The organism is Frondihabitans cladoniiphilus, from assembly GCF_039544345.1.
GTDB lineage: Bacteria > Actinomycetota > Actinomycetes > Actinomycetales > Microbacteriaceae > Frondihabitans > Frondihabitans cladoniiphilus.
Window position 1 is genome coordinate 684,473 of the sequence record NZ_BAABLM010000001.1, and the last position, 24,916, is coordinate 709,388.

Annotated in this window: 22 protein-coding genes and 1 tRNA gene; 6 read left to right on the top strand and 17 right to left on the bottom strand. The window is 70.0% G+C overall.

Going from position 1 to position 24,916, the window contains the following annotated elements:
* The first annotated feature begins 60 nt into the window (after positions 1-60).
* Complete coding sequence (locus ABEA39_RS03185) at positions 61-894, top strand: DUF1684 domain-containing protein (protein WP_345373119.1); 834 nt, start codon at positions 61-63, stop codon at positions 892-894.
* 182 nt (positions 895-1,076) lie between these two features.
* Positions 1,077-2,699, top strand: a complete 1,623-nt coding sequence (locus ABEA39_RS03190; protein ID WP_345373121.1) for a bifunctional 3'-5' exonuclease/DNA polymerase — start codon at positions 1,077-1,079, stop codon at positions 2,697-2,699.
* 322 nt (positions 2,700-3,021) lie between these two features.
* Here ABEA39_RS03190 and ABEA39_RS03195 read toward each other — a convergent pair whose 3' ends face one another.
* Positions 3,022-3,552 (bottom strand): PadR family transcriptional regulator, encoded by a 531-nt coding sequence (locus tag ABEA39_RS03195; protein WP_345373123.1) that lies wholly within the window; start codon positions 3,550-3,552, stop codon positions 3,022-3,024.
* Between the two features lie 231 nt (positions 3,553-3,783).
* Between ABEA39_RS03195 and ABEA39_RS03200 the strand changes: the two genes are divergently transcribed.
* Positions 3,784-4,233 carry a DUF3145 domain-containing protein gene (locus ABEA39_RS03200; protein ID WP_345373125.1) on the top strand — a complete coding sequence of 150 codons (450 nt, stop codon included), beginning with the start codon at positions 3,784-3,786 and terminating at the stop codon, positions 4,231-4,233.
* An 881-nt stretch (positions 4,234-5,114) separates the two neighbouring features.
* Here ABEA39_RS03200 and ABEA39_RS03205 read toward each other — a convergent pair.
* The 6 genes from ABEA39_RS03205 to aceE all read right to left on the bottom strand — a co-directional run bounded on the left by ABEA39_RS03205 (position 5,115) and on the right by aceE (position 12,838).
* Complete coding sequence (locus ABEA39_RS03205) at positions 5,115-6,350, bottom strand: beta-ketoacyl-[acyl-carrier-protein] synthase family protein (RefSeq protein ID WP_345373129.1); 1,236 nt, start codon at positions 6,348-6,350, stop codon at positions 5,115-5,117.
* Positions 6,351-6,434: 84 nt separating this feature from the next.
* Positions 6,435-6,683 (bottom strand): acyl carrier protein, encoded by a 249-nt coding sequence (locus ABEA39_RS03210; protein WP_066280333.1) that lies wholly within the window; start codon positions 6,681-6,683, stop codon positions 6,435-6,437.
* Between the two features lie 139 nt (positions 6,684-6,822).
* Positions 6,823-7,833, bottom strand: coding sequence for a beta-ketoacyl-ACP synthase III (locus ABEA39_RS03215; protein WP_345373134.1), 1,011 nt, complete (start codon positions 7,831-7,833; stop codon positions 6,823-6,825).
* A complete protein-coding gene (locus ABEA39_RS03220) occupies positions 7,830-8,753 on the bottom strand; it encodes an ACP S-malonyltransferase (protein WP_345373136.1) in 924 nt (307 codons plus the stop codon). The genes ABEA39_RS03215 and ABEA39_RS03220 overlap by 4 nt, the downstream gene beginning before the upstream one ends.
* A gap of 79 nt (positions 8,754-8,832) precedes the next feature.
* Positions 8,833-10,086 (bottom strand): PucR family transcriptional regulator, encoded by a 1,254-nt coding sequence (locus ABEA39_RS03225; protein ID WP_345373139.1) that lies wholly within the window; start codon positions 10,084-10,086, stop codon positions 8,833-8,835.
* A 7-nt stretch (positions 10,087-10,093) separates the two neighbouring features.
* A complete protein-coding gene (aceE, locus tag ABEA39_RS03230) occupies positions 10,094-12,838 on the bottom strand; it encodes a pyruvate dehydrogenase (acetyl-transferring), homodimeric type (RefSeq protein ID WP_345373144.1) in 2,745 nt (914 codons plus the stop codon).
* 273 nt (positions 12,839-13,111) lie between these two features.
* Between aceE and ABEA39_RS03235 the strand changes: the two genes are divergently transcribed.
* Positions 13,112-13,585, top strand: coding sequence for a peroxiredoxin (locus ABEA39_RS03235; RefSeq protein WP_345373146.1), 474 nt, complete (start codon positions 13,112-13,114; stop codon positions 13,583-13,585).
* Positions 13,586-13,637: 52 nt separating this feature from the next.
* Positions 13,638-13,710, top strand: a tRNA-Val gene (locus ABEA39_RS03240).
* A 45-nt stretch (positions 13,711-13,755) separates the two neighbouring features.
* Here ABEA39_RS03240 and ABEA39_RS03245 read toward each other — a convergent pair.
* Positions 13,756-14,001, bottom strand: coding sequence for a hypothetical protein (locus ABEA39_RS03245; protein ID WP_345373149.1), 246 nt, complete (start codon positions 13,999-14,001; stop codon positions 13,756-13,758).
* A gap of 114 nt (positions 14,002-14,115) precedes the next feature.
* On the opposite strand from ABEA39_RS03245, the gene ABEA39_RS03250 reads away from it, so the two are divergent.
* Positions 14,116-14,628, top strand: a complete 513-nt coding sequence (locus tag ABEA39_RS03250; RefSeq protein ID WP_345373152.1) for a hypothetical protein — start codon at positions 14,116-14,118, stop codon at positions 14,626-14,628.
* A 13-nt stretch (positions 14,629-14,641) separates the two neighbouring features.
* Here the strand turns inward: ABEA39_RS03250 and ABEA39_RS03255 are convergent, their stop codons facing one another.
* The 9 genes from ABEA39_RS03255 to ABEA39_RS03295 all read right to left on the bottom strand — a co-directional run bounded on the left by ABEA39_RS03255 (position 14,642) and on the right by ABEA39_RS03295 (position 24,831).
* Entirely contained in the window at positions 14,642-16,465 is a 1,824-nt protein-coding gene (locus tag ABEA39_RS03255; protein ID WP_345373154.1) for a DEAD/DEAH box helicase, read from the bottom strand.
* A gap of 103 nt (positions 16,466-16,568) precedes the next feature.
* The gene (locus ABEA39_RS03260) at positions 16,569-17,168 is read right to left on the bottom strand and encodes an alkylhydroperoxidase domain protein (protein WP_345373156.1); all 600 of its coding nucleotides are present in this window, start codon (positions 17,166-17,168) and stop codon (positions 16,569-16,571) included.
* Positions 17,165-17,797 carry a CMD domain protein gene (locus tag ABEA39_RS03265; RefSeq protein ID WP_345373158.1) on the bottom strand — a complete coding sequence of 211 codons (633 nt, stop codon included), beginning with the start codon at positions 17,795-17,797 and terminating at the stop codon, positions 17,165-17,167. The genes ABEA39_RS03260 and ABEA39_RS03265 overlap by 4 nt, the downstream gene beginning before the upstream one ends.
* A complete protein-coding gene (locus tag ABEA39_RS03270) occupies positions 17,794-18,840 on the bottom strand; it encodes a putative FMN-dependent luciferase-like monooxygenase (protein WP_345373161.1) in 1,047 nt (348 codons plus the stop codon). Before ABEA39_RS03270 ends, ABEA39_RS03265 begins: the two co-directional genes overlap by 4 nt.
* Positions 18,837-20,501, bottom strand: a complete 1,665-nt coding sequence (locus ABEA39_RS03275) for an ABC transporter ATP-binding protein (RefSeq protein ID WP_345373163.1) — start codon at positions 20,499-20,501, stop codon at positions 18,837-18,839. The genes ABEA39_RS03270 and ABEA39_RS03275 overlap by 4 nt, the downstream gene beginning before the upstream one ends.
* Complete coding sequence (locus tag ABEA39_RS03280) at positions 20,498-21,355, bottom strand: ABC transporter permease (protein WP_345373165.1); 858 nt, start codon at positions 21,353-21,355, stop codon at positions 20,498-20,500. The genes ABEA39_RS03275 and ABEA39_RS03280 overlap by 4 nt, the downstream gene beginning before the upstream one ends.
* The gene (locus ABEA39_RS03285; RefSeq protein ID WP_345373167.1) at positions 21,352-22,296 is read right to left on the bottom strand and encodes an ABC transporter permease; all 945 of its coding nucleotides are present in this window, start codon (positions 22,294-22,296) and stop codon (positions 21,352-21,354) included. Before ABEA39_RS03285 ends, ABEA39_RS03280 begins: the two co-directional genes overlap by 4 nt.
* A 24-nt stretch (positions 22,297-22,320) precedes the next feature.
* On the bottom strand, positions 22,321-23,979 hold the full coding sequence (locus ABEA39_RS03290) for a TIGR04028 family ABC transporter substrate-binding protein (protein WP_345373169.1): 1,659 nt from the start codon (positions 23,977-23,979) through the stop codon (positions 22,321-22,323).
* A gap of 132 nt (positions 23,980-24,111) precedes the next feature.
* The gene (locus ABEA39_RS03295; protein WP_345373172.1) at positions 24,112-24,831 is read right to left on the bottom strand and encodes an SDR family oxidoreductase; all 720 of its coding nucleotides are present in this window, start codon (positions 24,829-24,831) and stop codon (positions 24,112-24,114) included.
* Positions 24,832-24,916: the final 85 nt, after the last annotated feature.

The window sequence follows — 24,916 nt, forward strand, 5'->3', positions numbered from 1 at the left end:
TTCCTGGCTTTACGCTGCACAACGGGAAATAGTTCGAGAGTCGAGATTGTTGGAGAGACCATGACCGACACCCTGACCGCCGCCACCGAGCTCGACCGCTTCCACTCCGCCCGCCAGCGCTACGTGACCGGACCCCAGGGTCCTCTCGCGCTGACCAACACGCAGTGGGTCGACTCCGAGCAGCCGATCTGGGGCGTGCCCGGCGTCTGGGCACCGGCTCCGGCCGGCCTCGGAGGCCTCCGCCTCACGGCGAGCGAGAGCGACGGGATCCGCGTGGACGGCGACCTCGTCGACGGCACCGCCCTCGTGGCCGGAGACGATGCGATCACGCCCTCGAGCATCCTCTTCGCCGACGGGGCGACCGGCACCGTCATCGCGAACGACGACCGCTCGTCGTACGCGCTGCGGGTCTGGAACACAGAATCCGACGCGGCAGCCGCCTTCGGCTCGATCGACGCCTTCGCCTACGACCCGTCGTGGGTCGTCGAGGCGTCGTTCGTCCCGACCTCCGACGGCGCCGAGGTCGACATCCGTCACCAGAAGGACCTCGACCTCTCGCGCCCAAAGCCCCTGCCCGGCCTCATCCGCTTCAGCCGCGACGGCGTCGACTACGAGCTGGCCGCGTTCCCGAGCGACTCGAACGGGCGTCTCCAGCTCGTCTTCGGTGACACCACCAACGGCGACGCCACCTACTCGGTCGGGCGGTTCCTGTTCGTGAAGCCGGACGACGACGGCACGATCACCCTCGACTTCAACCGCGCCGTGCTCCCGCCGTGCGCTTTCTCGTACAACTTCAACTGCCCGATCCCACCCAAGCAGAACCGCTTCGGCGTGCCGATCGAGGCGGGCGAGCGCAACGTGCTGGCCGCCGACGGGTCGCTGCTGCACGCCTGACGCGCGCTCCCGGCCGCCTTGGTGTCGCCACTGCGCTGGTGCCGCCATTGCGCTGGTGTCGGCACTGCGCTCGTGTCGCAAATGTCGAGCGATTCGGCGCCGTCGTCGACAGCCGCCCCGGGTTTCCGGGGTGACGGTGCGTGATCACTCGCCATTTGCGCACCCCTCTTAGGATCGAACACATGTTCACCCTCGTCGAGCGTCTCCCCGACGAGACCGTGCGGCTGACGCCGCTGGCGCGAGACGACGGCGGGATCCTCGTGCCGGGCGATCCCACGACGGTGGCCTCACGGGCCTTCGCCGACACCGTCCGGCAGCGCGAGTCCGAGGCGACGCGCTGGGTCTGGGACGACACCGCGCGCTGGTACCCGCAGCTGCTCGACGAAGGCGTCCTCGTCGAACGCTGCGTCGATCTGCGCCTCTGTCACGCGATCCTGCGGGCCTCCTCGTCCACCGTGGGGTCGCGCATCCACGAGGCGCCGCGGGGGCCCTACGACGGTCCTCAGGCCGCCCCGGTCGACCGCACTGCGCTGTTCGTCGTCGAACCGGAGTCCTTGCCCGACCCGCTGGCCGAGTTCCTCCTCCAGCGCGAGGCCGTCGAGGCGAGCCCGCACCGGGGTGCGCTCGAGCTGCTGCTGACCGCCGAGTCGACCGGAGCGCTCATCGCGGCCGAGATGCGGCACCGGGGGATCCCGTGGTCCGTCACCCGGCACGACGAATTGCTCGTCGAGGCGCTCGGACCCCGTCCTGCGACGGGCGAGCGGCCCACCCTCATGAACGGCGCGCTCTCCGAGGTGCGGGCGGCACTGAACGCGCCGGAGCTCAACCCCGACTCGCCGACCGAGCTGATGCGGGCTCTGCAGCGCGCCGGGCTGCCGGTGGCGTCGACGCGGCAGTGGGAGTTGAAGCGGTACGAGCATCCCGCGATCGAGCCGTTGCTCCGCTACAAGAAGATGGCCCGGCTGCTGGCCGCGAACGGCTGGGGCTGGCTCGATACCTGGGTGGTGGGCGGACGGTTCCGACCGGACTACGTTCCCGCTGCAGCCGCGACGGGGCGCTGGGGAACGAGCGGGGGAGGCGCGTTGCAGCTTCCGAAGGCGATCCGCGGTGCCGTCGTGGCGGACCCCGACTGGACCCTGGTGGTCGCCGACGCCTCGCAACTCGAGCCGCGCATCCTCACCGCCCTCGCTCGCGACCCGGCCATGGCCCGCGCAGGCGCCGGCGATCTGTACGAGGGGATCGTCGCGTCGGGGGCCGTCGCGACGCGGGCCGAGGCGAAGGTGGCGATGCTCGGGGCGATGTACGGTGCGACCTCGGGCGACGGCGGGCGGTTGATGCCGAGGCTCACCCGGGCGTTCCCGCGCGCGATCGCGTTCGTCGAGGAGGCGGCGCGCACGGGCGAGCGCGGGGGAGTCGTCTCGACCCTGCTGGGGCGGTCGTCGCCGCGGCCCGGCACCGACGTTCCGCCGGAGATGGCCGTGTCGGTGGGGGCGGACGGACGCGCCTGGGGTCGGTTCACGCGCAACTTCGTCGTGCAGGGGACCGCCGCCGAGTGGGCGCTGTGCTGGATGGGTGCGCTGCGTCGAGCGCTGCTGGCGCGCTACGGGTCGGGCCTTTCGGCGCCGCACCTGGTGTTCTTCCTGCACGACGAGGTGGTGGTGCACACGCCGGCTGCTCACGCGGCCGAGGTCGCGGCACTCGTCTCGGATGCGGCGACGGAGGCGGGGCGGCTGCTGTTCGGGGACGCGCCGGTGCGGTTCCCCGTGACCGTCGCGACCGTCACGTCGTACTCGGAGGCGAAGTAGCTCGGCTCCAGAACACGCTGCTCATGTTCTCCCGGGGCCGCACCTTCTGGAGTCGTCGCGGTGGCCCCTGCGCGCGACTCCAGAACACGCTGCTCATGTTCTGCTGGGGCCGCATCTTCTGGAGTCGTCGCAGCGCCCCGTGCGTGCCGGGGGTCAGCGTCTCACTCTGTGACGAGTGGGCGGAGATGGCCGGACGGGCTCGGCGCCGCGGCCGTGTGCGCCCCCTCGATGAGCCGCCCGGTGTCAGAGCGGGCGCGCAACGTCAGGCGGCGCGCACCGTCAGGCGGCGGGGCGGCGTCAGGCGGCGGACAGCGGAGCGGCGTCAGGCGGCGGGACGCCGGCCGCGGCGGGGGCGCAGGCGCGCGAGCGGCACCTGGCGCGCGCCGAGGTCGTCGAGGGAGTCGAGCCACGCGACCGCCGCTTGCGCCAGGGCACGGGCGGCGCCCAGATCGTCCTGTCGTCCGGACTCGCGTGGTCCCGAAGCGAGCAGCATGCCCACCCACGCCTCCCGGTACGCAGCCACCAGCGGCGTGGCGTCCACCCCCGGCAGCGACGACACGAGGAGGAGCTGCTCAGTGGTTTCGCTCCAGGAGAGGGGAGTGGCGGGCATCCCCGTCCAGGTCTCGGCCGCAGCGCGCCCCGACGGAGTCAGCGAGTAGAGGGTGAGCCCGTCACCCGTCTGCCCGGCGAGACGGACGAGGCCGGCCGCTGCCAGGCGCTCCAGCGTGGAGTAGATCTGGCCGACGTTGAGAGGTGTGGCCCGGGCCGTGCGCGAGACGATCTCGCCGTGCAGCTGCAGCCCGTACTGGTCGCCGAGCAGCAGGGTGGCGAGCAACGACGAACGCAACGACACCTGTCCTCCAACCGTCGGGGTATACCGAGTATGCCTTCACGGGAATCGCACAGTTGTCATTTCGTTACCGAGTCGGCCATAATTCACGAAGAACCAAAAGCAATTCGGGTCACCGCCCGCCATTCACCAGGTCGATGGGGAAGTCGCACCTAACCGAATGGAGAAGCCGTGGCTACGCACAAACCCATACTTGCGCGGGGCGTCCTTTTCGTACACTCCTCCCCGCGTGCTTTGAGCCCGCACGTCGAGTGGGCTACTGGTCGCGCCCTCGGGCGTGCGGTCAACTTCACGTGGAGTGACCAGCCCGTCCTGAAGGGCTCCCTTCGTGCGGAGTTCTACTGGGAGGGCCCGGTCGGCACCGGCGCGCAGATCGCTTCGGCTCTCCGCGGCTGGGAGCACCTCCGCTACGAGGTGACCGAAGACCCGTCGTCGCTGGCCGACGGCGGCCGGTGGATGCACACGCCCGACCTGGGCGTCTTCTTCGCGCAGACCGACTCGGTCGGCAACACCGTGATCCCCGAAGACCGCATCCGCTACGCCATGGAGATCGCCGGCTCGAACGCCCTCGAGCTCCACCGCGAACTGCGTCTGGCTCTCGGTCAGGCCTGGGACGACGAGCTCGAAGCCTTCCGCCACGCCGGCGAGGGCAACCCGGTGGCCTGGCTGCACAAGGTCGGCTGACGCCGCGCACCGGGTCATGTCGGGCCCGGCACCACAGACTGCACCACCGCATGACTGCACCACCGCACCGCGCGCCGATTCGGCTCAGAACTGGGTCAGGCGTAAGGAAGGCCGGTCACCTCTCGGGGAGGCCGGCCTTCGTCCGTTCCGCTCGCTGGTGCTGCTTCGTGTGCTGGTTCGTGTGCTGGTTCGTGTCACCGCTTCGCGTGCCCGCTTCGCGTGACCGCTTCGCCCGACCCCTGCGTGCGGCGTTCGGAGTGCGGGTGCGCGCGACGGGGGTGCGGCTCCGCGCCGTGAGGGTGCGACTCGGGTCGCCGCGGGAGCCGCACCCCCGACTCCCCGGTCGACCCCGGGTCGACCGGGGTGCCTCGCGGCCGCTGGGGTGCGACTGCGCGGGACGAGGGTGCCACCGCGCGGGCCGGCGTGCAGGGGGTGCGGGTCTGCGGAGCAGGGGTGCGGGTGCCGCCGCCGGCTGAAGGGCCGCTGCGGGCGCAGCGCTCAGCGGGGTGCGACTGATGGCGATCAGGGTGCGCCCTGCGGCGCCGCGGGAACCGCACCCCCGACTCCACGGGCGACCCCCGGTCGACCGGGGTGCCTCGTGGCTGGCAGGGTGCAGCACTCCGGGACGAGGGTGCGACTGCGCGGGACGCGGGTGCGACTGCGCGGGACGGAGGTGCGACTGCGGGCCACAGGGGTGCGACTCTGCGCGCGTGAAGCACCGACGCGCAGGCCCCGGGTGCAGCCGTCACCGACGCGGGCCGGAGGTTCGATTGCGGGCGACAGGGGTGCGACTCTGCGAGCAGACCGCAGAGCCGCAGGCCCAGACCGAGGCGAGCGGAGAGCGCGGGATGCGCGGGCAGCGGCCCGGGCATCCCACCCCTCTAGACGCTCCGGAAGACCACGACCGCGTTGTGCCCGCCGAACCCGAACGAGGTCGAGATGCCCACGATCGGGCCGTCGGCCAGCTGGCGCGGCGACGTGACGAGGTCGATGTCGATCTCGGCGTCCATCTGCGTCGTGTTGATCGTCGGGGGAGCCGTGCGCGTGTGCAGCGCCTTCACCGTGAACGCGGCCTCGATCGCGCCGGCACCGCCGAGGAGGTGCCCGGTGGACGCCTTCGTGGCCGAGATGGCGATCGACTTGAGGTGGTCGCCGAAGACCCGCTCGAGGGCATGGATCTCGGCGATGTCGCCGACCGGCGTGGACGTCGCGTGAGCGTTGATGTGAGCGACGTCGTCGGCGGAGACGCCCGCCTGCGCCAGCGCTGTCTTCACGGCCCGGGCGGCACCGTTGCCCTCGGGGTCGGGCGCCGTGATGTGGAACGCGTCGCTCGAGACGCCCCCACCGAGGAGCTCGGCGTAGATGCGGGCTCCGCGGGCGAGCGCGTGCTCCTCCGTCTCGAGCACGAGCGCTGCCCCACCCTCGCCGAGCACGAAGCCGTCGCGCGTCACGTCGTAGGGGCGCGAGGCGGAGGCGGGGTCGTCCATCCGGGAGGAGAGGGCGTGCATCGACGCGAAGGCGGCGAGAGGCAGCGGGTGGATCGAGGCCTCGGATCCACCGGCGATGACGATGTCGGCGTCGCCCTTCTGGAGGTGGTCGTACGCGTTGGCGATCGACTCCGTCGAGGAGGCGCATGCGGACACGACCGTGCGAGCACCGGCGCGGGCGCCCAGCGACATGGAGATCGCCGCGGCCGGCCCGTTCGGCATCAGCATCGGGATCGTCATCGGGAGGACCCGGCGCGGCCCCTTCTCGCGCAGGGTGTCCATGGCGTCGGTGAGGGTCCAGATGCCGCCGATGCCTGTGGCCCAGTCGACCAGGAAGCGCTCGGGCACGACCTCGGGGGAGCCGGCGTCGGCCCAGGCCTCGCGAGCGGCGATCAGTCCGTACTGGCTCGATGGGTCGAGACGCTTGGTCTCCTGGCGGGTGAGCTGCTCGTCGCTCTGAACCCTGACCTGGCCGCCGAAGTCGATGGGCAGCTCGTACCGGGCGACCCAGTCGTGGGTGATGCGGGTGATGCCCGACTCTTTCGCGAGCAGGTTCTTCCAGCTGTCGACGAACGTGCCGCCGAGGGGTGACGTGGCTCCGATGCCCGTCACGACGATTCTCTTGGTCATACGACGCTCCTCCTAGAACGAACGGGGGTGGAACAGCACTCGGCCCGCACCTCTTCTCGAGGTGCGGGCCGAGTAAGCGATGTCTTAGCCCTGAGCCTTGGTGATGAAGGTCACGGCGTCGCCGACGGTCTTGAGGTTCTTGACCTCGTCGTCGGGGATCTTGACGTCGAACTTCTCTTCGGCGTTGACGACGATGGTCATCATCGAGATGGAGTCGATGTCGAGGTCGTCGGTGAACGACTTGTCAAGCTCGACGGTGTCGGTGGCGATACCGGTCTCGTCGTTGATGAGCTCGGCCAGGCCGGCCAGGACTTCTTCGGTGGACTGTGCCATTGTGTTCTCTCCTTGAGTGTCGTTGTGACCGGGATCGATCATATTGCAGGACGTGCTGGGTGGTCGCGTCGGCCCCGGGCGAGGCGTGACGCGGGGATCCGGCCCGGGCGGCCGTCAGGCGCACCGGCGGGCCGAAGTCTCAGGGCAGGACGACGACCTGGGCGCCGAACACGAGCCCGGCGCCGAAGCCGATCTGGAGCGACAGGCCGCCGCTGAGCTCGGGGTGCTCTTCGAGCAGGCGATGCGTGGCCAGGGGGATGCTCGCTGCCGAGGTGTTGCCGGTGGTCTCGATGTCGCGACCGATGACCACGGTCTCGGGCAGGCCGAGCTGCTTGGCGAACTCGTCGATGATGCGCATGTTGGCCTGGTGGGGCACGAAGGCGGCGAGGTCGGATGCCTGGATGCCGGCCTTCTCGAGGGCGAGCTTCGCGACCTTCGCCATCTCCCAGACGGCCCAGCGGAAGACCGACTGGCCCTCCTGGCGGATCGTCGGCCAGGCGACGTCGCCGGCGCCGTGACGGTACTCCGGGATCGTGTTGGTCATGCCGATGGTGTCCCACTTCGACCCGTCGGAGCCCCAGACGGTCGGGGAGATGCCCGGGAAGTCGCTCGGGCCGACCACGGCGGCTCCGGCGCCGTCGCCGAGCAGGAACGAGATCGAGCGGTCGGTCGGGTCGACGATGTCGCTGAGCTTCTCGGCGCCGACGACGAGCACGTAGTCGGTGACACCGCTCTTGATGAGGGCGTCGGCCTGGGCGATGCCGTAGGCGTAGCCGGCGCAGGCGGCCGAGATGTCGTAGGCGGCTGCCGGGTTCGCGCCGACGCGGTCGGCCAGCAGGGCGGCCATCGACGGGGTCGGCACGGTGTTGCTGATCGTGGAGACGAGGACGACGCCGATCTGATCGGGGCGGATTCCCGCCTTGGCGATGGCCTCGTTCGCGGCGGTCTCCGCGAGATCGACGGCGTTCACGTCGGCTCCGGCCCGCACGCGAGTGATGACCCCGGTGCGTTGGCGGATCCACTCGTCGGACGAGTTGATCGGCTCGATGATCTCGGAGTTGGGGACGACGAGCTCGCCGCGGGCGGCGCCCATGCCGAGGATTCGCGTGAACTCGTGCCCGACGGCTTGCGAGAGGACGGGGTTGGTCATGCGGTTGCTCCTTGCAGGAGGTCGACGGCGGCCTGGAGGTCGTCGGGAGTCTTGATGGCGACGGCGGGGACGCCCTTGAGGCCGCGTTTGGCGAGACCCACGAGGGCGCCGGCGGGAGCCAGCTCGATGATGCCGGTGATGCCGGCGCCCAGGAAGGAGTCCATGGTGGCGGACCACTGGACCGGTGAGGCCACTTGCTCGACGAGGAGGTCGAGGAACGCCCGGCCGGAGGTGACCTCGCTGCCGTCGTGGTTGGTCCAGAGCCGAGTGGTCGGGTCGGAGACCTCGACGGCGGCTGCTGCCGCGCGCAGGGGCTCGACCGCCGACGCCATGTAGCGCGTGTGGAACGCCCCGGCGGTCTGCAGCGGCATGACGCGGGCCTTGGTCGGCGGCTCTTCGGCGAGGGTAGCCAGGGCGTCGACGGCACCGGCGGCGACGATCTGGCCCCCGACGTTGAAGTTCGCGGGGGAGAGGTCGAGCTCGGCGAGGCGCGCGAGCACTTCGGCCTCGTCGCCGCCGAGGACGGCACTCATGCCGGTGGGAGTCGCGGCGGCGGCCGCGGCCATCGCCTTCGCCCGGACCGTGACGAGGGAGACGGCGTCGGCCTCGGAGACCACGCCGGCCAGCGCGGCCGCCGTGAGCTCGCCGACGGAATGACCCGCGACTCCACCGATCGAGTCGCGCGACACGCGCTCGAACAGGGCCCGCGCCGTGAGGAGACCGGCCGCCACGATGAGCGGCTGCGCGACGGCGGTGTCGCGGATCGTGTCGGCGTCCGACGTGGTGCCGTGCGCGACCAGGTCGACGCCGGACGCCTCGGAGAGGTGCTGGAGGAGGTCGCGGGACGACGGGTCGTCCAGCCAGGGAGTGAGGAACCCGGGGGTCTGGGACCCTTGACCGGGGGCAACGAGAACGATCACCGGACCATCCTGCCAAGCATCTCGCCGCATTCTTGCGAGACGCCCGCACAAGTTCGGCGCGATTCGTTGGAGGAACCGTTCACGCGCGCTTCTTGTGTTCCGTGGCGGAGCCGGCCCGGACCGCCTTGCTCCGAGAAGGCGCGTCGGGGTCGGCGATCGACCCGAGGATGAGCGCCGCCTGCAGAATGAGGGCTTCTCGGGCCCCCGTGGCGTCCCAGCCGATGACGTCGGTGACTCGCTTCAAGCGGTAGCGGACGGTGTTGGGGTGCACGAACAACTCGCGCGCCGTGGCCTCCAGCGACCGGCCGTTGTCGAGATAGCACCACAGGGTCGTGAGGAGCTCGGACGAGTGGGCCTTGAGCGGGCGGTAGATGCGGTTGACGAGGGTCGACCGGGCGACGGGATCGCCGGCCAGGGCGCGCTCGGGCAGGAGGTCGTCCGCCTGTGCGGGACGGGGGGCGTTCCGCCAGGCACGAGCGACGGCGAAACCGGCCAACGCGGCCTTCGCGCTGCCGGAGGCGTCGACGAGGCCGGGCACCTCGTGGCCGAGCACCAGGGGGCCGTCGCCGAAACCCGGCTCGAGAGCCGTGGCGATCTCCGTGAAGCTGGGCCGGGGTCTCGTGGCCCCCTCGGTCTCGTCTCCCGCGGTCTCGGCGCGTCCGATCACGAGGACGAGACGGGAGCCCTGGACGCCGATCAGCACGTCGGCCTCCTGGTGCCTCGCCGTGCGGCGCAGGACGTCGACGTCGAGCATGCGCGGCGCCGTCCCGACCAGGACCGCGACCTCGCCATGGCCGTGCCAGCCGAGGGCGGCGATCCGGCTCGGGAGCTCGTCGTCGTACTCGCCGCTCAAGATGCTGTCGACCACGAGGGCCTCGAGCCGGGCATCCCACAGCCCACGGGCCTCGGCGGCTCGGGCGTACACGTCGGCGGCCGCGAAGGCGATCTCGCGCGAATAGAGCAGAATCGCCTCGCGCAGCGACTGGTCGCCGTCTTTCACCCGGTCTTCGACGACCTCGCAGGTCACCCGGATCAGCTGCAGCGTCTGCTGCAGGCTGACGCTCCGGAGCAGCTCGCGCGGAGCCGCTCCGAAGACGTCGGCGGCGATCCACGGGGTCGCCTTGGGGTCGTCGTACCAGCTGATGAACGACGAGATGCCGGCCTGGGCGACGAGCCCGACGGCCGAGCGCCGCCCCGGCGGCATGGAGCCGTACCAGGGCAGCGTCTCGTCGAGCTTCTTGATCGTGGCGGTCGCGAACTCGCCCGAGACCGTTCGCAGCCAGGCGAGGGTCTTCTTCTTGGTGGCGGGATCGGTCGTGCGCGGAGCGCTCACGACCGGATCAGCTCTCTCCGCCGGCCGAACCGGAGGTGCCCGCGGTCACGTCGTGCAGCTGGTACTTCTGGATCGCCTGTTCGACGACGCTCGCGTCGACCTGACCCTGTGCGGCGAGGGCCTGGAGCGTGCGGACGACCATCGACGGACCGTCGATCTTGAAGAACCGACGGGCGGCGGGACGCGTGTCGGAGAAGCCGAATCCGTCGGCGCCGAGCGTGAGGTAGTCGCCGGGCACGAACTGACGGATCTGGTCGGGCACCGCGTGCATGAAGTCGGAGGTCGCGATGAACGGACCCTCGGCCCCCTGCAGCTTCTGCGTGACGTACGGCACGTGCTTCTCGTCGTTCGGGTGCAGGAAATTGTGCTCTTCGGCGGCGAGGCCGTCGCGACGGAGCTCGGTCCAGGATGTGACGCTCCAGACGTCGGCCGCGACGTTCCAGTCCTCGGCCAGGAGCTCCTGAGCCTCGAGGGCCCACGGCACACCGACGCCCGAGGCGAGCAGCTGAGCGCGCGGCCCGAGGTTCGAGGCCTCCTTCAGCTTGTAGATGCCCCGCTCGATGCCCTCGACGTCGACGTTCTCGGGCTCGACCGGCTGCTGCATCGGCTCGTTGTAGACGGTGAGGTAGTACATGACGTTGGGGTCGGAATGCGTCGGCTTGCCCTCGGAGTCGGTGCCGTACATGCGCTCGACACCCGCCTTGACGATACGGCCGACCTCGTAGCCGAACGCCGGGTCGTAGCTCACGACGGCCGGGTTGGTGGAGGCGAGGAGGTGCGAGTGGCCGTCGGCGTGCTGGAGGCCCTCACCCGTCAGGGTGGTCCGCCCGGCGGTGGCGCCGATGATGAATCCGCGCGCCATCATGTCGCCCGCGGCCCACATCGCGTCACCGGTGCGCTGGAACCCGAACATCGAGTAGAAGACGTAGACGGGGATGAGAGGCTCGCCCTGGGTGGAGTAGCTGGTGCCCACCGCGGTGAAGGCCGCGAACGCGCCGGCCTCGTTGATGCCGACGTGCAGGATCTGGCCCTGGGGGCTCTCCTTGTACGCCAGGAGCTGCTCGCGGTCGACCGAGGTGTAGTGCTGACCGTTCGGGTTGTAGATCTTGGACGTCGGGAAGTAGGCGTCCATGCCGAAGGTGCGGGCCTCGTCGGGGATGATCGGGACGATGCGGTGGCCGAAGCCGGGGGCGCGCAGCAGGTCTTTCAGGAGGCGGGCGAACGCCATGGTCGTGGCGACCTCCTGCTTGCCGGAGCCCTTCTTGACGACACCGTAGGACGCCTCTTCCGGGACGGGGATCTGCGTGTACTTCGTGCGGCGCTCGGGGATGTAGCCGCCGAGCTCGCGACGACGCGCCTGGAGGTATTCGATCGCCTCGTCGTTCTGACCGGGGTGGTAGTACGGCGGCAGGTAGGGGTTCTCTTCGAGCGTCGCGTCGGTGATGGGGATGCTCATCTCGTCGCGGAACTTCTTCAAGTTGTCGAGCGTGAGCTTCTTCATCTGGTGGGTCGCGTTGCGGCCCTCGAACGACGGGCCGAGGCCGTAGCCCTTGATCGTCTTCGCGAGGATCACGGTCGGCTGGCCCTTGTGCTCGGACGCCGCCTTGTACGCCGCGTAGACCTTGCGGTAGTCGTGGCCGCCTCGCTTGAGGTTCCAGACGTCGTCGTCGCTGTAGTTCTTGACGAGCTCGAGCGTGCGGGGGTCGCGGCCGAAGAAGTTCTCGCGGACGTAGGCGCCCGACTCGGCCTTATAGGTCTGGTAGTCGCCGTCGGGAGTGCGGTTCATGAGGTTGAGCAGCGCGCCCTCGGTGTCGCGGGCCAGGAGCTCGTCCCATTCGCGGCCCCAGACGACCTTGATGACGTTCCAGCCGGCGCCGCGGAAGAAGCTCTCGAGCTCTTGGATGATCTTGCCGTTGCCGCGGACCGGCCCGTCGAGGCGCTGAAGGTTGCAGTTGATGACGAAGTTGAGGTTGTCGAGGCCCTCGTTGGCCGCGACCTGCAACTGCCCGCGCGACTCGACCTCGTCGAGCTCGCCGTCGCCGAGGAATGCCCAGACCTGCTGGTCCGAGGCGTCCTTGATGCCGCGGTTGGTGAGGTACTTGGCCAACTGGGCCTGGTAGATCGCGTTGATCGGGCCGAGGCCCATCGACACGGTCGGGAACTGCCAGTACTCGGGCATCAGACGCGGGTGCGGGTACGACGAGAGGCCGCCGCCCTGGTGCGAGACCTCCTGGCGGAAGCCGTCGAGGACGTTCGTGTCGAGGCGACCCTCGAGGAAGGAGCGGGCGTACATGCCGGGGGAGGCGTGCCCCTGGAAGAAGATCTGGTCGCCACCGCCGGGCGCGTTCTGGCCCCGGAAGAAGTGGTTGTAGCCGACCTCGTACAGGGCGGCGGACGACGCGTAGGTCGAGATGTGGCCGCCGACCGAGATGCCGGGCCGCTGGGCACGGTGGACCATGATCGCGGCGTTCCAGCGCAACCACTTGCGGTAGCGGCGTTCGACGTCTTCGTCGCCGGGGAACTGGGGCTCGTTCTCGGGGGCGATCGTGTTGATGTAGTCCGTCGTGGGGACCATCGGCACGTTCAGGTGCAGCTCGTGGGAGCGCGAGAGGAGACTCAGCATGATCTCTCGAGCACGCTCGTGGCCGTGAGCCGCGACGAGGCCGTCGAGCGACTCCTTCCACTCGGCGGTTTCTTCGGGATCCCGATCGAAATCGTCGACCGAATACGGATCCTGTTCGTTGACCGACACCCTTGACCTCTTCGTTGTATGGAGTGAACACAGTGTTATCGGGTGCGGCGCCGCTCTCTGTGGAGGCGGTGTCGAACCCGACCTCGACCACTCTAGTTCCCACAACCGACACGCGGCTTGAGGGAGGAATTCGACAACCTTTGCATCCCGCATTCTTGGGCGTAGCATTGCCGATCGTGCCGTCGCCCGCACCCGGGTGTCGCAGAGAATCGCCGCTCCGACCGAGTGACGCGAATGGGCCGCTCGAGTCGAGTGGCAGAAAAGGACCGCCAGATGGCTCTGGAGAACTTCATCCAGGCTCCCGACTTCGACCTCCCCAACCAGTACGGCGAGCACATCCGGCTCGCCGACTACCGCGGAGTCAAGCCCGTCGCCCTCGTGTTCTTCCCCCTCGCGTTCTCCAGCACCTGCACGACCGAACTCTGCGACCTCCGCGACAACATCGCCATGTTCAAGGATCACCGCGTCGAGCTCATCGGCATCTCGGTCGACTCGAAGGCGACTCTCCGCTCGTTCGCCGAGGCCGAGGGGTACGACTTCACGCTGCTCGCCGACTTCTGGCCGCACGGCGAGGTCGCGAAGGAGTACGGCGTGTTCCTCGAGCACAAGGGCTTCGCGAACCGGGCGACGTTCCTCATCGACATCGACGGCATCATCCGCGAGCACTTCGTCACCGAGCCCGGCTCCGCCCGGTCGATCACCGACTATCGCGCGGCCCTCGACGCGCTGGTGCCGCTCCCCGTCTGACCTCCGTCCGTCCCGCTACGATGGACGAACGCTTCCGCCCCGTGCGGGATGCGGGCCTTTAGCTCAGTTGGTAGAGCGCCACGTTTACACCGTGGATGTCATCGGTTCGAGCCCGGTAGGGCCCACTCAGGAGCCCGGTCGGGCCCACCCAGTGACCCGGCAGGGCCTATTCAGTCGTTGTCGTTCGACCGACGCCGCTCCGCTCGCCACCGCAGCGCGAGGATGCCGCAGACGATCGCCGCGATGATGCCGCCGAAGCTCGAGATGACGTTCGAATGGTCGGGGCCGACCACGCCTCGACTGACCTGGCTGATGGCGCTGATGCCGTAGACCAGGAAGATCACGCCGATGATCGCCCAGAGGAGTGCGGTGTGTCGGTGCACCCAGCCGAGCACGCGGGGATCGTCGTCTTCCATGGGTCGAGCCTAAGCCCGCGCGGCGGGCGTCCGACGACGGTCGTCGTGTGTTGGACTGACCGCGGCCGTCGAGTCCGGCGGCCGGAGGGAGCCCCGCGCTCCGAGGAGACCACCATGAACGCCGCCGCATCCGCCGCACCCCTGCGCCTCACCGTTCTTGAGGACTTCGAGCACGTCGACGACACTCTCGACGACTCCGCCTGGTACGACCGCTACACGATCAAGGTCGGCACGTACGACGTGGTGGCGAGAGGCGACGAGGCCGTGATCGAGGTGGATGCGACGCTGGTCGAGGAATACCGCACCACGCGTCTCATGAGTCGCAACAAAGCCGAAGCGCGCTCGGTGTACGAGGAGACGACGTTCGCGTTCCGTGCATCCTCGTCGGATGCCCTCGGGGGGCCGTTGCTGCTCTCGGGCGCCTACGCCTGGGTGGCCCCCGCCGGGGCTCGCACGCCCACTGCTGCAGCGATCGCATCCGTCGTCGCCGAGCAGCGCGCCGCCACGACCGCCCGTCGCGCTGTCGGTGCGGCTACGGGGTCGGTCGGGCCGGAGTACGCCGACGCCCTGGCGGCCGAAGCTGCGGAGCGGGCGGCAGCCGTCGCTCGCGCTCAGGCTGCCGCCTGACCCTTCCCGAGCGTCAGTCGTTGCGCGGACGACGCCCGGGGCGCTCGTCGCGGTCCGACCGCGGCGCACGACCCGGACGGTCGGGCCGGATCTCGATCAGCTTCCCGCTGATGCGCGTGTCGCTGAGCTTGTCGAGCACGTCCGGGTTCATGTCGGCGGGCAGCTCGACGATGGAGAAGTCCGGGCGGATCGAGATCGCACCGAAGTCCTCGCGGCTGAGACCGCCCTCGTTGGCGAGAGCGCCGACGATCTGACGGGGCTCGACACGCTGCCGCTTGCCCACCTCGAGGCGGTACGGCGACATCGGCTTCGTGGTGCGCGGCCCACGGGCGGGGCGCTCACCGCGATCGTCACGGTCGTACGAGCGCGACCCGCCGTCGGAGGATCGGTCGTGCGACCGCGAGCCGCCGTCGGAGTCCCGCGAGGGGCGCGAGGCCCGCTCGTCACGATCGAACGACTGCTGACGACGCTCGGCCGCCGGGTCGAGCAGCAGCGGCGTGTCGCCCTGCGCGACCACGGCCAGCGCGGCGGCGACGTCGGCCTCGGGCACGTCGTGGTGTTCGACGTAGTGGCCGACGATGTCGCGGAACGTCGAGATCATCTCGGGCTGAGCGAGAGCGGCAGTGATGGCGTCGTCGAAGCGGGCGAGGCGGGTCACGTTCACGTCGTCGACCGACGGCAGCTGCATCTGCGTGAGCGGCTGGCGGGTGGCCTTCTCGATGGCGCCGAGGAGGCGTCGCTCGCGCGGCGTGACGAAGCTGATGGCGGCACCCGAGCGGCCGGCGCGACCGGTGCGGCCGATGCGGTGGACGTACGACTCGGTGTCGATCGGGATGTCGTAGTTGACGACGTGGCTGATGCGGTCGACGTCGAGGCCACGGGCGGCCACGTCGGTGGCGACGAGGATGTCGAGCTTGCCGGACTTGAGCTGGTTGACGGTGCGCTCACGCTGGGCCTGAGCGACGTCGCCCGAGATCGCGGCCGCGGAGTAGCCGCGGGCCCGCAGCTTCTCGGCCAGGGTCTCGGTCTCGCTCTTGGTGCGGACGAAGACGATCATGCCCTCGAAGTTCTCGACCTCGAGGATCCGCGTCAGGGCGTCGACCTTCTGCGGGTACGACACCATCAGGTAGCGCTGGGTCGTGTTGGCCGACGTCGTGGTCTTGTTCTTGACCGTGATCTCTTCGGCGTCGTGGAGGTACTGCTTCGAGATGCGGCGGATCTGCGAGGGCATCGTCGCGGAGAAGAGGGCGACCTGCTTGTCGTCGGGGGTGTCCGCGAGGATCGTCTCGACGTCTTCGGCGAAGCCCATCTTCAGCATCTCGTCGGCCTCGTCGAGCACGAGGTACTTGAGCTCGGACAGGTCGAGCGTGCCCTTGGCGAGGTGGTCCATGATGCGGCCGGGGGTGCCGACGACGACGTGGACGCCGCGGCGCAGGGCCGAGAGCTGCACGCCGTAGGCCTGCCCGCCGTAGACGGGCAGCACGTGCACGCCGCGCATCTGCGACGCGTACTGCTCGAACGCCTCGCAGACCTGCAGGGCGAGCTCGCGCGTGGGGGAGAGGACGAGCGCTTGCGGCTTCTTCTGCGTGACGTCGAGGCGCGACAGGATCGGAAGGGCGAAGGCGGCGGTCTTGCCGGTGCCGGTCTGCGCGAGGCCGACGACGTCGCGCCCTTCGAGCAGGACCGGGATGGTGGCGGCCTGGATGGCCGAAGGGGTCTCGTAGCCGATGTCTTTCACGGCCTTCAGGACGGCGTCACTCAGCCCCAGGTCGGAGAAGGTGACGGCTGCGGCGTCGGCAGTGTCTGCCTCGATCGGGGCATTCGTTTCGGTGGTCATAGTCAAACGGTAGCCGGTCGAGGGGCTCCGCCCCGCCCATGGGGCCCGTGGGATGCCCGTGGCCGCCTTAATAGGACCCGCCGGCGAGTCCTGTGGCGGGCCCTCAGACGGGTTCGCCGAGACTCAGCATGAGCCGGTTCGCCCAGTTGAAGAAGGCCGCCCCGTTGATCACGTCGACGATCTCGAGGTCGTCCAGGCCGACGTCGCGCAACGCGGTCACGTGCGTGGCGTCGAAGCGCACGGGCGTCGCGGCCAGGGCGACGGAGGCGGCCACGATGGCACTCCATCGCGCCCCGAGGTCGACCGACACCCCTTCGTCGAGGAGCCGCTGGACGTCGTCGCCGCGGCCGGAGAAGTGCGTGGCGAAGCGCGAGTGCACCGAGGCGCAGTAGATGCAGCCGTTGAAGCGGCTGGTGGCGGCCGCGGCCAGCTCGCGCTCGGCGCGGGGCAGGCCGGTCTTCGTGTTGTAGAAGATGTCCTTGTCGGTCTTGGTGCGTGCCGCGAGGATCTCCGGGTCGCGCGCGAGCAGCCGGAAGTAGGGGTTCTTGCCGCGGGCTCGATCGACCAGCCCCGTCCAGTGACGCTCGGTGAGCTCGGACTCGGCGAGAGGCTCGAGCCAGGGGGTCCAGTCGAGCTCGGCCTGCGTGAAGGCGACGGGTCGGCCCGAGGGGAGTTCGTCGGTGGCGGTCGTGGTGTCGGTCATCGGATGCTCCCGGAGAGGTCGGCGGCGGCGGGGGTGGCGAGGAGCGTACCGAGGCCCGCGACGACGCGCACCTGGAAGGTGAGGAACGCGACCTCTTGCGAGAGCGTCACGATGTCGTCCACCGACCATCCCGCGTCCTCGAGGCGTGTCAGAGCCTCGGAGGAGGAGTCGCGGGGGCGGAAGACCAGCAGGTGGACGTGTTCGACGGCCGCGGCGAGGCGCTCCCCGAGACGGGAGCGGAGGGGCTCGTCGATGGCGAGGTGGAGCCCGTGCGTGTCCTCGCCCGAGAGGGGCCCGGCGGGGAAGGAGCCGTAGGGGCCCTCGGTGACGCCGGCCTGGGCGGCGGCCGTCACCGCGTCGACGAGGGAGGGGGCGGCTCCCGACTCGACAAGCTGCTGGTGGTAGAAGGCGGCCGCGCCCGCTGACGGCTCGCCGTGGAACGCGGTGACGACCGTGGCGACGGCCCACCGCTCGACGAGGTCGAAGGTGCCCGCGTCGAGCGGGGTGAAGAGGGCGTCGAAGCTGGCCTGCGCTTGGCTGCGGGCCTCGGGGCGAGCGCTCCGGACGGCGTCCAGCGGGGTGCCGGGCTCGATCCCGGCGAGGTGGTCGATGACGTCGGCGTGACTCATGCGCGGCTTCTTTCGGGTTCGGAGAGGGAGGTGGTGAGAAGAGGGGCGTCGATGGCCCAGCCGAGCGCGGGCGCGACCCGGGTCGCGGCGAGCTCGAGCGACCGCAGGACGAACTCGTGCGGCGGGTCGACCGAGTGCACCTGGAAGGCGACGTCGGTGGCGTGCTCCAGCGACGTGTCGGCTGCCAACGAGGCGATGACGTCGTCGGGCGTGCCCACGTGCACGTCGAACTCGGCGATCAACTCGTCGACGGTCCGGCCGACCGGCGGCCGCCCGGACGCCGCGAGATGCTCGGCCGCGCGCGTCAGGCCGATGGTCGCGAACCGCAGGGCGTCGGAGCGGTCGTCCGCGACGAACACGCTGCGGGAGCCGAGGATCCGCGGGGTGCGACCCGCAGGGAGCGCGGCCAGGTAGGCCTCCACGATCGGCGTCTGCAACTCGGCCAGGGTCGCGTCGGGTCGCTCGCCCGTCCGCGGCTGGGTCCGCGACAGCAGCAGACCGTCGCCGGCCGCGCCCGCTCGCTGACCGCCGGACTCGGAGAAGGTCGCCTGCCAGACCCGGTCGGCGAGGGGGAGCCCGGCCGGGTACAGGTGGTTGCCGCCGGGCAGGGAGTCCCCGGCCCAGGCGCGCTTGAGCAGGCGCAGGTGTTGTGCGAAGACCGCACCGCGCTCGTCGCTCTCCTCGCCGAACGCCGGGAACGCGGTCGCCGTGCCGCCGGAGCCCACACCGACGTCGAGTCGTCCGCCGGAGAGGGCGTCGAGGACGCTGGCGTCCTCTGCGGCGCGGACGGGGTTCTCGAGGGGGAGGGTGAGGATGCCCGTGGCGAGTCGGATCCGGCTGGTCACGGCCGCGACGTGCCCCAGGAACACGAAGGGAGAGGGCATCCCACCCTCGTCACGGTTGAAGTGGTGCTGGGCCACCCAGGCCGAGGTGAAGCCGAGCTCTTCGGCGTGCCGGATCTGCTCGACTGCGAGGCGGTAGCGCTCGGCGGGCGGGGCGTCGTCGAGGACGCGGGTGAAGAATCCGAGGCGTTTCGAGGTCATTGCGCGGCTTTCGGTTCGGAGGGCGCGGGTGTCGCGGCACCGGGGACGGCAGCCAGGAGCTGTCTCGTGTAAGGGTCCTCCGGCTCGGTGAAGATCCGCTCCACCGGGCCGCTTTCGACGACCCGCCCGCCGCTCAGCACGGACACCGTGTCGGAGATCTGCCGCACGACGGCGAGGTCGTGCGAGATGAACAGGTACGTCAGCCCCAGGCGTCGCTGGAGGTCGTCGAGCAGGCGGAGGATCGCGGCCTGCACGGTGACGTCGAGGGCCGAGACGGCCTCGTCGAGGACGACCACCTCGGGCTCGACGGCGAGGGCCCGGGCGATGGCGACCCGCTGGCGCTGGCCGCCGGAGAGCTCGCGCGCGGGACGGTCCGCGACCGCCGCCGGCAGCGCGACGAGGTCGAGGAGCTCGAGGGTGCGGTCGCGACGGGACGACCGATCGCCGAGGTCGAAGTTGCGCAGCGGTTCGGCCACGATGTCGCGAACACGGTGGCGCGGGTCGAGGGTGGCGAACGGGTTCTGATAGACGAGCTGGATCCGCCGTCGGAGCTGGCGCAGGTCCTCTCCTCGGAGCTCGGAGACGTCGGAGCCGTCGAGACGGATCGAGCCCGCGGTGGGCGTCTCGAAGCGAGTCACGAGGCGGGCCGTCGTGGTCTTGCCCGAACCGGACTCGCCCACGAGGGCGTGAGTGGTGCCCCGAGGGACGACGAACGAGACGTCGTCGACGGCGCGGACGGCGTCGCCGCGCCGACCGCCGCGGAACTCCTTGACGAGGCCTTCGACGACGATGGCGGGCGGGGCCTCGGCCGGGGTGACGCCGCCCGAGGAGACCGCGGCGACGGGTTCGCGCTGCTCGCGTCGTGCCTGCAGGGGGCTGCCGAACGACGGGGCGTCGGCGAGGAGGGCCCGGGTGTACTCGCTCGACGGGTCCGCCACGACGACGGGAGTCGGGCCGGTCTCCTGCACGCGACCGTCCTTCATCACCACGAGGCGGTCCGACCGGTCTGCGGCGACCCCGAGGTCGTGCGTCACCAGGAGGACCGCGGTGCCGAACTCCTGGCGCAGCGAGTCGATGAGGTCGAGAATGGTGCGCTGGACCGTGACGTCGAGCGCGCTGGTCGGCTCGTCGGCGATGATGAGCTGGGGATGCAGGGCCACGGCGATCGCGATCAGCACGCGTTGGCGCATCCCACCGGAGAGTTCGTGCGGATACTGCCGGGCGCGCAACTCGGGGCGGGTCAGTCCGACACGTTCGAGCAGGTCGATCACGCGGGGGCCGACGGGGCGGCGGCCGCGCGGCTCGTGCAGGCGGAAGACTTCGGCGATCTGGCTGCCGATGGTCTTCACCGGATCGAGGGAGTTGCCCGGGTCCTGGGGTACGAGGCTGATCTGCGACCCGCGGACGGCACGGAGGCGGCGATCGCTCCAGCGGGCGATGTCGGTGCCGTTCAGCGAGATGCGTCCGCTCTCGATCCGGCCGTTGTCGGCCAGCAGCCCGAGGACCGCCTGGGCCGTCGTGGTCTTGCCGGAGCCCGACTCGCCCACGACGGCGACGAGTTCGCCGGGGTCGACGGCGAAGGAGACGTCCTCGACGACGGTGCGGGTGCCCTGACGGGTGGCGTACGAGACGGAGAGGCCGTCGAGGTCGAGGAGAGTCATCGGGAACCGCCCTGGCGACCGCGACGACCGAGCGACTGGCCGATGCGGTTGGCAGCGAGCACGACGACCACCACGACGATGCCGGGATACGTGGTCAGCCACCAGGAGGTGGCGACGTAGTTGCGCCCGTCGGCGATCAGCAGGCCCCACTCCGGCGTCGGCGGCGGAGCGCCGTAGCCGAGGAACCCCAGGGTCGAGATCGCGATGATCGCGGTGCCGATCTGGAGGGCGACGAGCGCGAGCACGGGTCCGAGCGAATTGGGCAGGACGTGGCGGAACAGGACCGACCAGCGGCGACCGCCGGATCCGAACGCGGCCTCCACGTAGTCGCTGCGTCGGACGCCGACGACCTCGGACCGGGTCAGCCGCGTGAAGGAGGCGATGGAGGTCAATCCGACGGCGATGGCCGCGTGGACCGTGCCGAAGCCGAGAAGGATGATCACCGTCAACGACAGCAGCAGGCCGGGGACCGAGAGGAGCACGTCGACGACGCGTCCGATGACGATGTCGACCAGACCGCCGAGCGAGCCCGCCAGGAGGCCGAGGAGACTGCCCGCCACGAATCCGACCGCGACGGCGACGACCGCGCCGGAGAGGGAGTGGATCGAGCCGTGCACGACCCGGGAGTACTGGTCGCGTCCGAGTTGATCCGTCCCGAACCAGTGCTGGGCGTCCGGCGGCAGAAGGCGGTCCTGGGGGACCCCGGAGGTGGCGCTGTAATGCGTGAAGAGCCCCGGCGCGATGGCCCAGAGGATCACGACGGCGACGACGACCCAGGCGAGGACGAGAGTCGGGCTGACCGACCGGCGGCGGGTGGACCGCAGGAGACCGGGGAGGAGAGCGGTGGCGGTCATGCGGCGAGGACCACTTTCTGCGAGAGGCGCGGATCGAGGAGGGGGTGGAGCAGGTCGACGATCAGGTTGACAACCACGTAGACGAGGGCGGAGAGCAGCACGATGGCCTGCAGGACGGCCACGTCCTGATTGTTGACGGCGTCCTGGGTCAGGACGCCGATGCCGGTGCGTCCGAAGACCGTCTCGGTGACGACCGCGCCCGCGATCAGCTCGCCGAACAGCACACCGGCGATCGTGAGGGCGGGCAGCAGGGCGTTCTTGCCCACGTGCCGCCAGAGGATCCAGTTCGGTCCGGCCCCCTTCGCGCGGAGGACCGGGACGAAGGGCTGCAACGACACGGCGTCGATGCTCCGGATGAGCACCTGCGCCAAGGGCGCCGAGATCGGTACGGCCAGCGTGATGACCGGCAGGACGAGCGATTGCGCCGCCGTCCCGCCGATGACCGGCACCAGCCGCAGCTTGAACGAGAAGATCTGGATCAGGGTGATGCCCAACCAGAAGGTGGGCACCGAGATGAACAGGGCGGGGACGGCCTGGAGAAGACGTCGGAGCCACGCGAACGGGCTCAGTGACGAGAGGAACGCCACGGCGACCGCGATGACGACGGCGAGCACGAAGCCCAGCGCCGTCAACGCGACCGTCGAGGGGAGGTTGGCTGCGAGGAGCTTCGTCACCGGCACCCCGTGCTGCACCGAGTACCCCAGGTTGCCGGTCACGAGGCGACCGAGCGACTGGAAGTACTGCTGCAGGACGGATTCGTCGGCCCCGTAGGTCTGCCGGACCTGCTCGAGCTGGTCGGGAGTCAGGTTGATGTCGCCGCCCTGGAACTTGATCAGGACGGCGTCTCCGGGCAGCGCCTGGAGCAGCACGAACGTGACGGTGTAGGCGACCCAGAGGACCAGGACGGCCTGTCCGATGCGACCCAGCAGATATCTCGGCATGACGCTCCTTCGGTTCTTCGTCGCCTAGTGCTTCGCGAGCCAGGTCGTGGAGAAGCTCGGACGGCCGACGGCCTCGAAGGCGACGCCCTTGACGTACGAGGCACCGGCGAAGACCTGCGGCTCTTCGAAGAGGGGGATCGTGTACGCCTGGTCGACGAGGTAGGTCGAGGCGTCCTGTGTGTCGGTGACGCGCTTGGCCGGGTCGGTCTCGGTCGTCTCCGCGTCCAGGAGGTCGTTGAGCTTCGGGTCGGTGAACGTCGCGTCGGTCGCGGTGCCGCCGGCCTGCAGCAGCCCGTTGCGGTTCTTCGGGTAGAACTGGCTCTTCAACACGTCTTCGTCGGCGCGACCCACTTCGGTCACGGCCAGGGCCGTCTTCGACGAGTCGAGGTTGTCCGTGGTCGCACTGCCCGCGTCGCCCGCCTTCACCGTCAGCTTGACGCCGACCTTCGCCCACTGCTGCGCGACGAGCTGGAGCACCTGCTTGTTCTGCGGCTGGGGGAGCGATTCGTAGATGTCGAACGCCAGCTCCTGCCCGTCCTTCTGGCGGACTCCGTCGGATCCGAGCTTCCAGCCCGCGGCGTCGAGCAGCTTCTTCGACTGGCTGGGGTCGTACTTCAGCTCGGACGAGAGGTTCACGTAGCCCTTCGCCGTGTGGGCGAGGACGCCCGTGGCCTGCGGGTAGTTCTTCGAGAAGATCGTCTCGACGATCTGCTTCGTGTTCGTCGCGTGCAGGAGGGCCTGACGGACCTTGACGTCGGCGACGAGGGCATTCTGCGGGTGGAAGGTGATGCTGTCGTTGACGCCGTTGGTGGCCTTGGCCACGACGGAGTAGCCCTGGCTGGTGACCTGCTTCTCGTCGTAGGCCTGGACCTGGCGGATGTAGTCGCCCTGACCGGAGAGGAGCGATCCGATGCGGACGCTGTCCTCCGGCTCCACGATGAACTTGATGCCGTCGAGGTAGGCGCGCCCCTGGTTGGACGAGCTCTCCGGGGCCCACTTGTAGTCCTTCCGGACGGTGAGGTCGACCTCCTTGCCGAGCGACTCCTTCGAGACGACGAACGGGCCGGAGCCGATGATGTTCGTCGCGCTGCCGAGGTCGTTGAAGTTCTTGGCGAGCGTCGAGAGCGACACCAGACCGGACCCGATCACGCTCGTGCCCTGGAGGAAACCGGGCGAGGGCTTCTTGAAGAAGAACTTGACCTCGGTCGGACTGACGACCTGGCTGTGGTCGTAGTTGTTGAACACCTCGGACACGGGCTGCGACAAGGCAGTGTTGCCGAGGCCGTAGGTGTCGAAATTCTTGGCGACCGCGGCGGCGTCGAGCGGGGTGCCGTCGGAGAAGGTGACGCCGGACCGGAGGGTGAAGTCGTACTCGGTGTCGGTGGTGTCGGTGGTCCAGGACTTCGCGATCCACGGCTCGATCTTCAGCGACTTCGGGTCCTGGTAGGTGAGCTTGTCGGTGATCTGGTTGAGGATCCCGCCGTTGGGGTAGAACCCGCCCGACGGCGGGTAAAGGTTCGTGTGGGCCTGCTGCTCGAGGTAGACGAGGGTGCCGCCGACGACGGGCTTCGCCGAGGCGTTTGTGGAGGAGCTGGAGGAGGACGAGGCGGCGGAGCAGCCTCCGAGGAGGAGGGCCGCGGCGGCTGCTGTGGCCACGGCTCCTGCCAGGGTGAGTCGGGACACGGGTGTGCCTTTCGCGGAAGGTGATCGGGGATCCTCTTACCGTTCCAGTCCGACGCCCGTTGGCCAAGTCGCATGTCCTCACATGACGAAACGAGTCGCGCGGTGTCACTCGAGGCGACACGTGTCGTCGGCTCACTCGCTCCGGGGCCGCACCCACAGTTCGGAGATCTGCGAGTCCGCGGGGGCGTCGACGACGAACCGGACCGCCTTCGCGACGGTGGCCGGCTCACTGCGCACGACCCCGGGATCCTTGTCCCCGTAGCGATCGGACACCTCTGCGAGCGGCGTCCGGGTCGGCCCGGGTGCGACGGTGCTGACGCGGATCCCGTCGCCGGACACCTGCTGTCGGAGGCCGTCGGTGAGCGCCTGCAGCGCATGCTTGCTGGCCGAGTAGACCGTGCTGTTCGGCACCGAACGTCGGGCGGCGCCCGAGCTGATGAACACGACGACGCCGCTCGTGGCGGCCAGGTGCGGCAGGAAGACGCGGCTCAGCTCCGCCGGCGCGATGACGTTCGTGGCGAAGCTCGCGCGCCAGTCGTCGACCGTGGCATCGGCGACCGAGAATCGCTGCACCAGCGCCGCGTCGTGGACGAGCACGTCGAGACGGGCCATGGCTGCGGCCACGGCCGCGAAGTCCTCGGCGGCCGTCAGGTCGAGAGCCAGCGGGGTCACCCCGTCGAGGCCGCCGACCTCGGCCAGGCGGCCCGCGTCCCGCCCGACTGCCACGACCTGGTGCGTCGACCGGAGCTCGTCGACGATGGCTCGGCCGATGCCGCTGGTGCCGCCGGTGACGAGGGCGACCGGCCGGTCCGGGTCGAGGTCGGACAGGCGGGCCAGGGCGTCGTTCGTCATACGGCCAGCTTGGCAGCGTTGCTCCTGACGACCGGCCGCTCAAGCACCCCGGCGCGTCGTCCAGACACGCAACATGTGATCGCAT

What these genes read in the sequence shown, in the direction of transcription:
- ABEA39_RS03285 (WP_345373167.1), bottom strand. Translation starts at nt 22,296, where the DNA reads ATGCCGAGATATCTGCTGGGTCGCATCGGACAGGCCGTCCTGGTCCTC.
- ABEA39_RS03280 (WP_345373165.1), bottom strand. Translation starts at nt 21,355, where the DNA reads ATGACCGCCACCGCTCTCCTCCCCGGTCTCCTGCGGTCCACCCGCCGC.
- ABEA39_RS03265 (WP_345373158.1), bottom strand. Translation starts at nt 17,797, where the DNA reads ATGAGTCACGCCGACGTCATCGACCACCTCGCCGGGATCGAGCCCGGC.
- ABEA39_RS03205 (WP_345373129.1), bottom strand. Translation starts at nt 6,350, where the DNA reads ATGACCAAGAGAATCGTCGTGACGGGCATCGGAGCCACGTCACCCCTC.
- ABEA39_RS03270 (WP_345373161.1), bottom strand. Translation starts at nt 18,840, where the DNA reads ATGACCTCGAAACGCCTCGGATTCTTCACCCGCGTCCTCGACGACGCC.
- ABEA39_RS03235 (WP_345373146.1), top strand. Translation starts at nt 13,112, where the DNA reads ATGGCTCTGGAGAACTTCATCCAGGCTCCCGACTTCGACCTCCCCAAC.
- ABEA39_RS03255 (WP_345373154.1), bottom strand. Translation starts at nt 16,465, where the DNA reads ATGACCACCGAAACGAATGCCCCGATCGAGGCAGACACTGCCGACGCC.
- ABEA39_RS03210 (WP_066280333.1), bottom strand. Translation starts at nt 6,683, where the DNA reads ATGGCACAGTCCACCGAAGAAGTCCTGGCCGGCCTGGCCGAGCTCATC.
- ABEA39_RS03275 (WP_345373163.1), bottom strand. Translation starts at nt 20,501, where the DNA reads ATGACTCTCCTCGACCTCGACGGCCTCTCCGTCTCGTACGCCACCCGT.
- ABEA39_RS03215 (WP_345373134.1), bottom strand. Translation starts at nt 7,833, where the DNA reads ATGACCAACCCCGTCCTCTCGCAAGCCGTCGGGCACGAGTTCACGCGA.
- ABEA39_RS03295 (WP_345373172.1), bottom strand. Translation starts at nt 24,831, where the DNA reads ATGACGAACGACGCCCTGGCCCGCCTGTCCGACCTCGACCCGGACCGG.
- ABEA39_RS03245 (WP_345373149.1), bottom strand. Translation starts at nt 14,001, where the DNA reads ATGGAAGACGACGATCCCCGCGTGCTCGGCTGGGTGCACCGACACACC.
- ABEA39_RS03250 (WP_345373152.1), top strand. Translation starts at nt 14,116, where the DNA reads ATGAACGCCGCCGCATCCGCCGCACCCCTGCGCCTCACCGTTCTTGAG.
- ABEA39_RS03190 (WP_345373121.1), top strand. Translation starts at nt 1,077, where the DNA reads ATGTTCACCCTCGTCGAGCGTCTCCCCGACGAGACCGTGCGGCTGACG.
- ABEA39_RS03260 (WP_345373156.1), bottom strand. Translation starts at nt 17,168, where the DNA reads ATGACCGACACCACGACCGCCACCGACGAACTCCCCTCGGGCCGACCC.
- ABEA39_RS03185 (WP_345373119.1), top strand. Translation starts at nt 61, where the DNA reads ATGACCGACACCCTGACCGCCGCCACCGAGCTCGACCGCTTCCACTCC.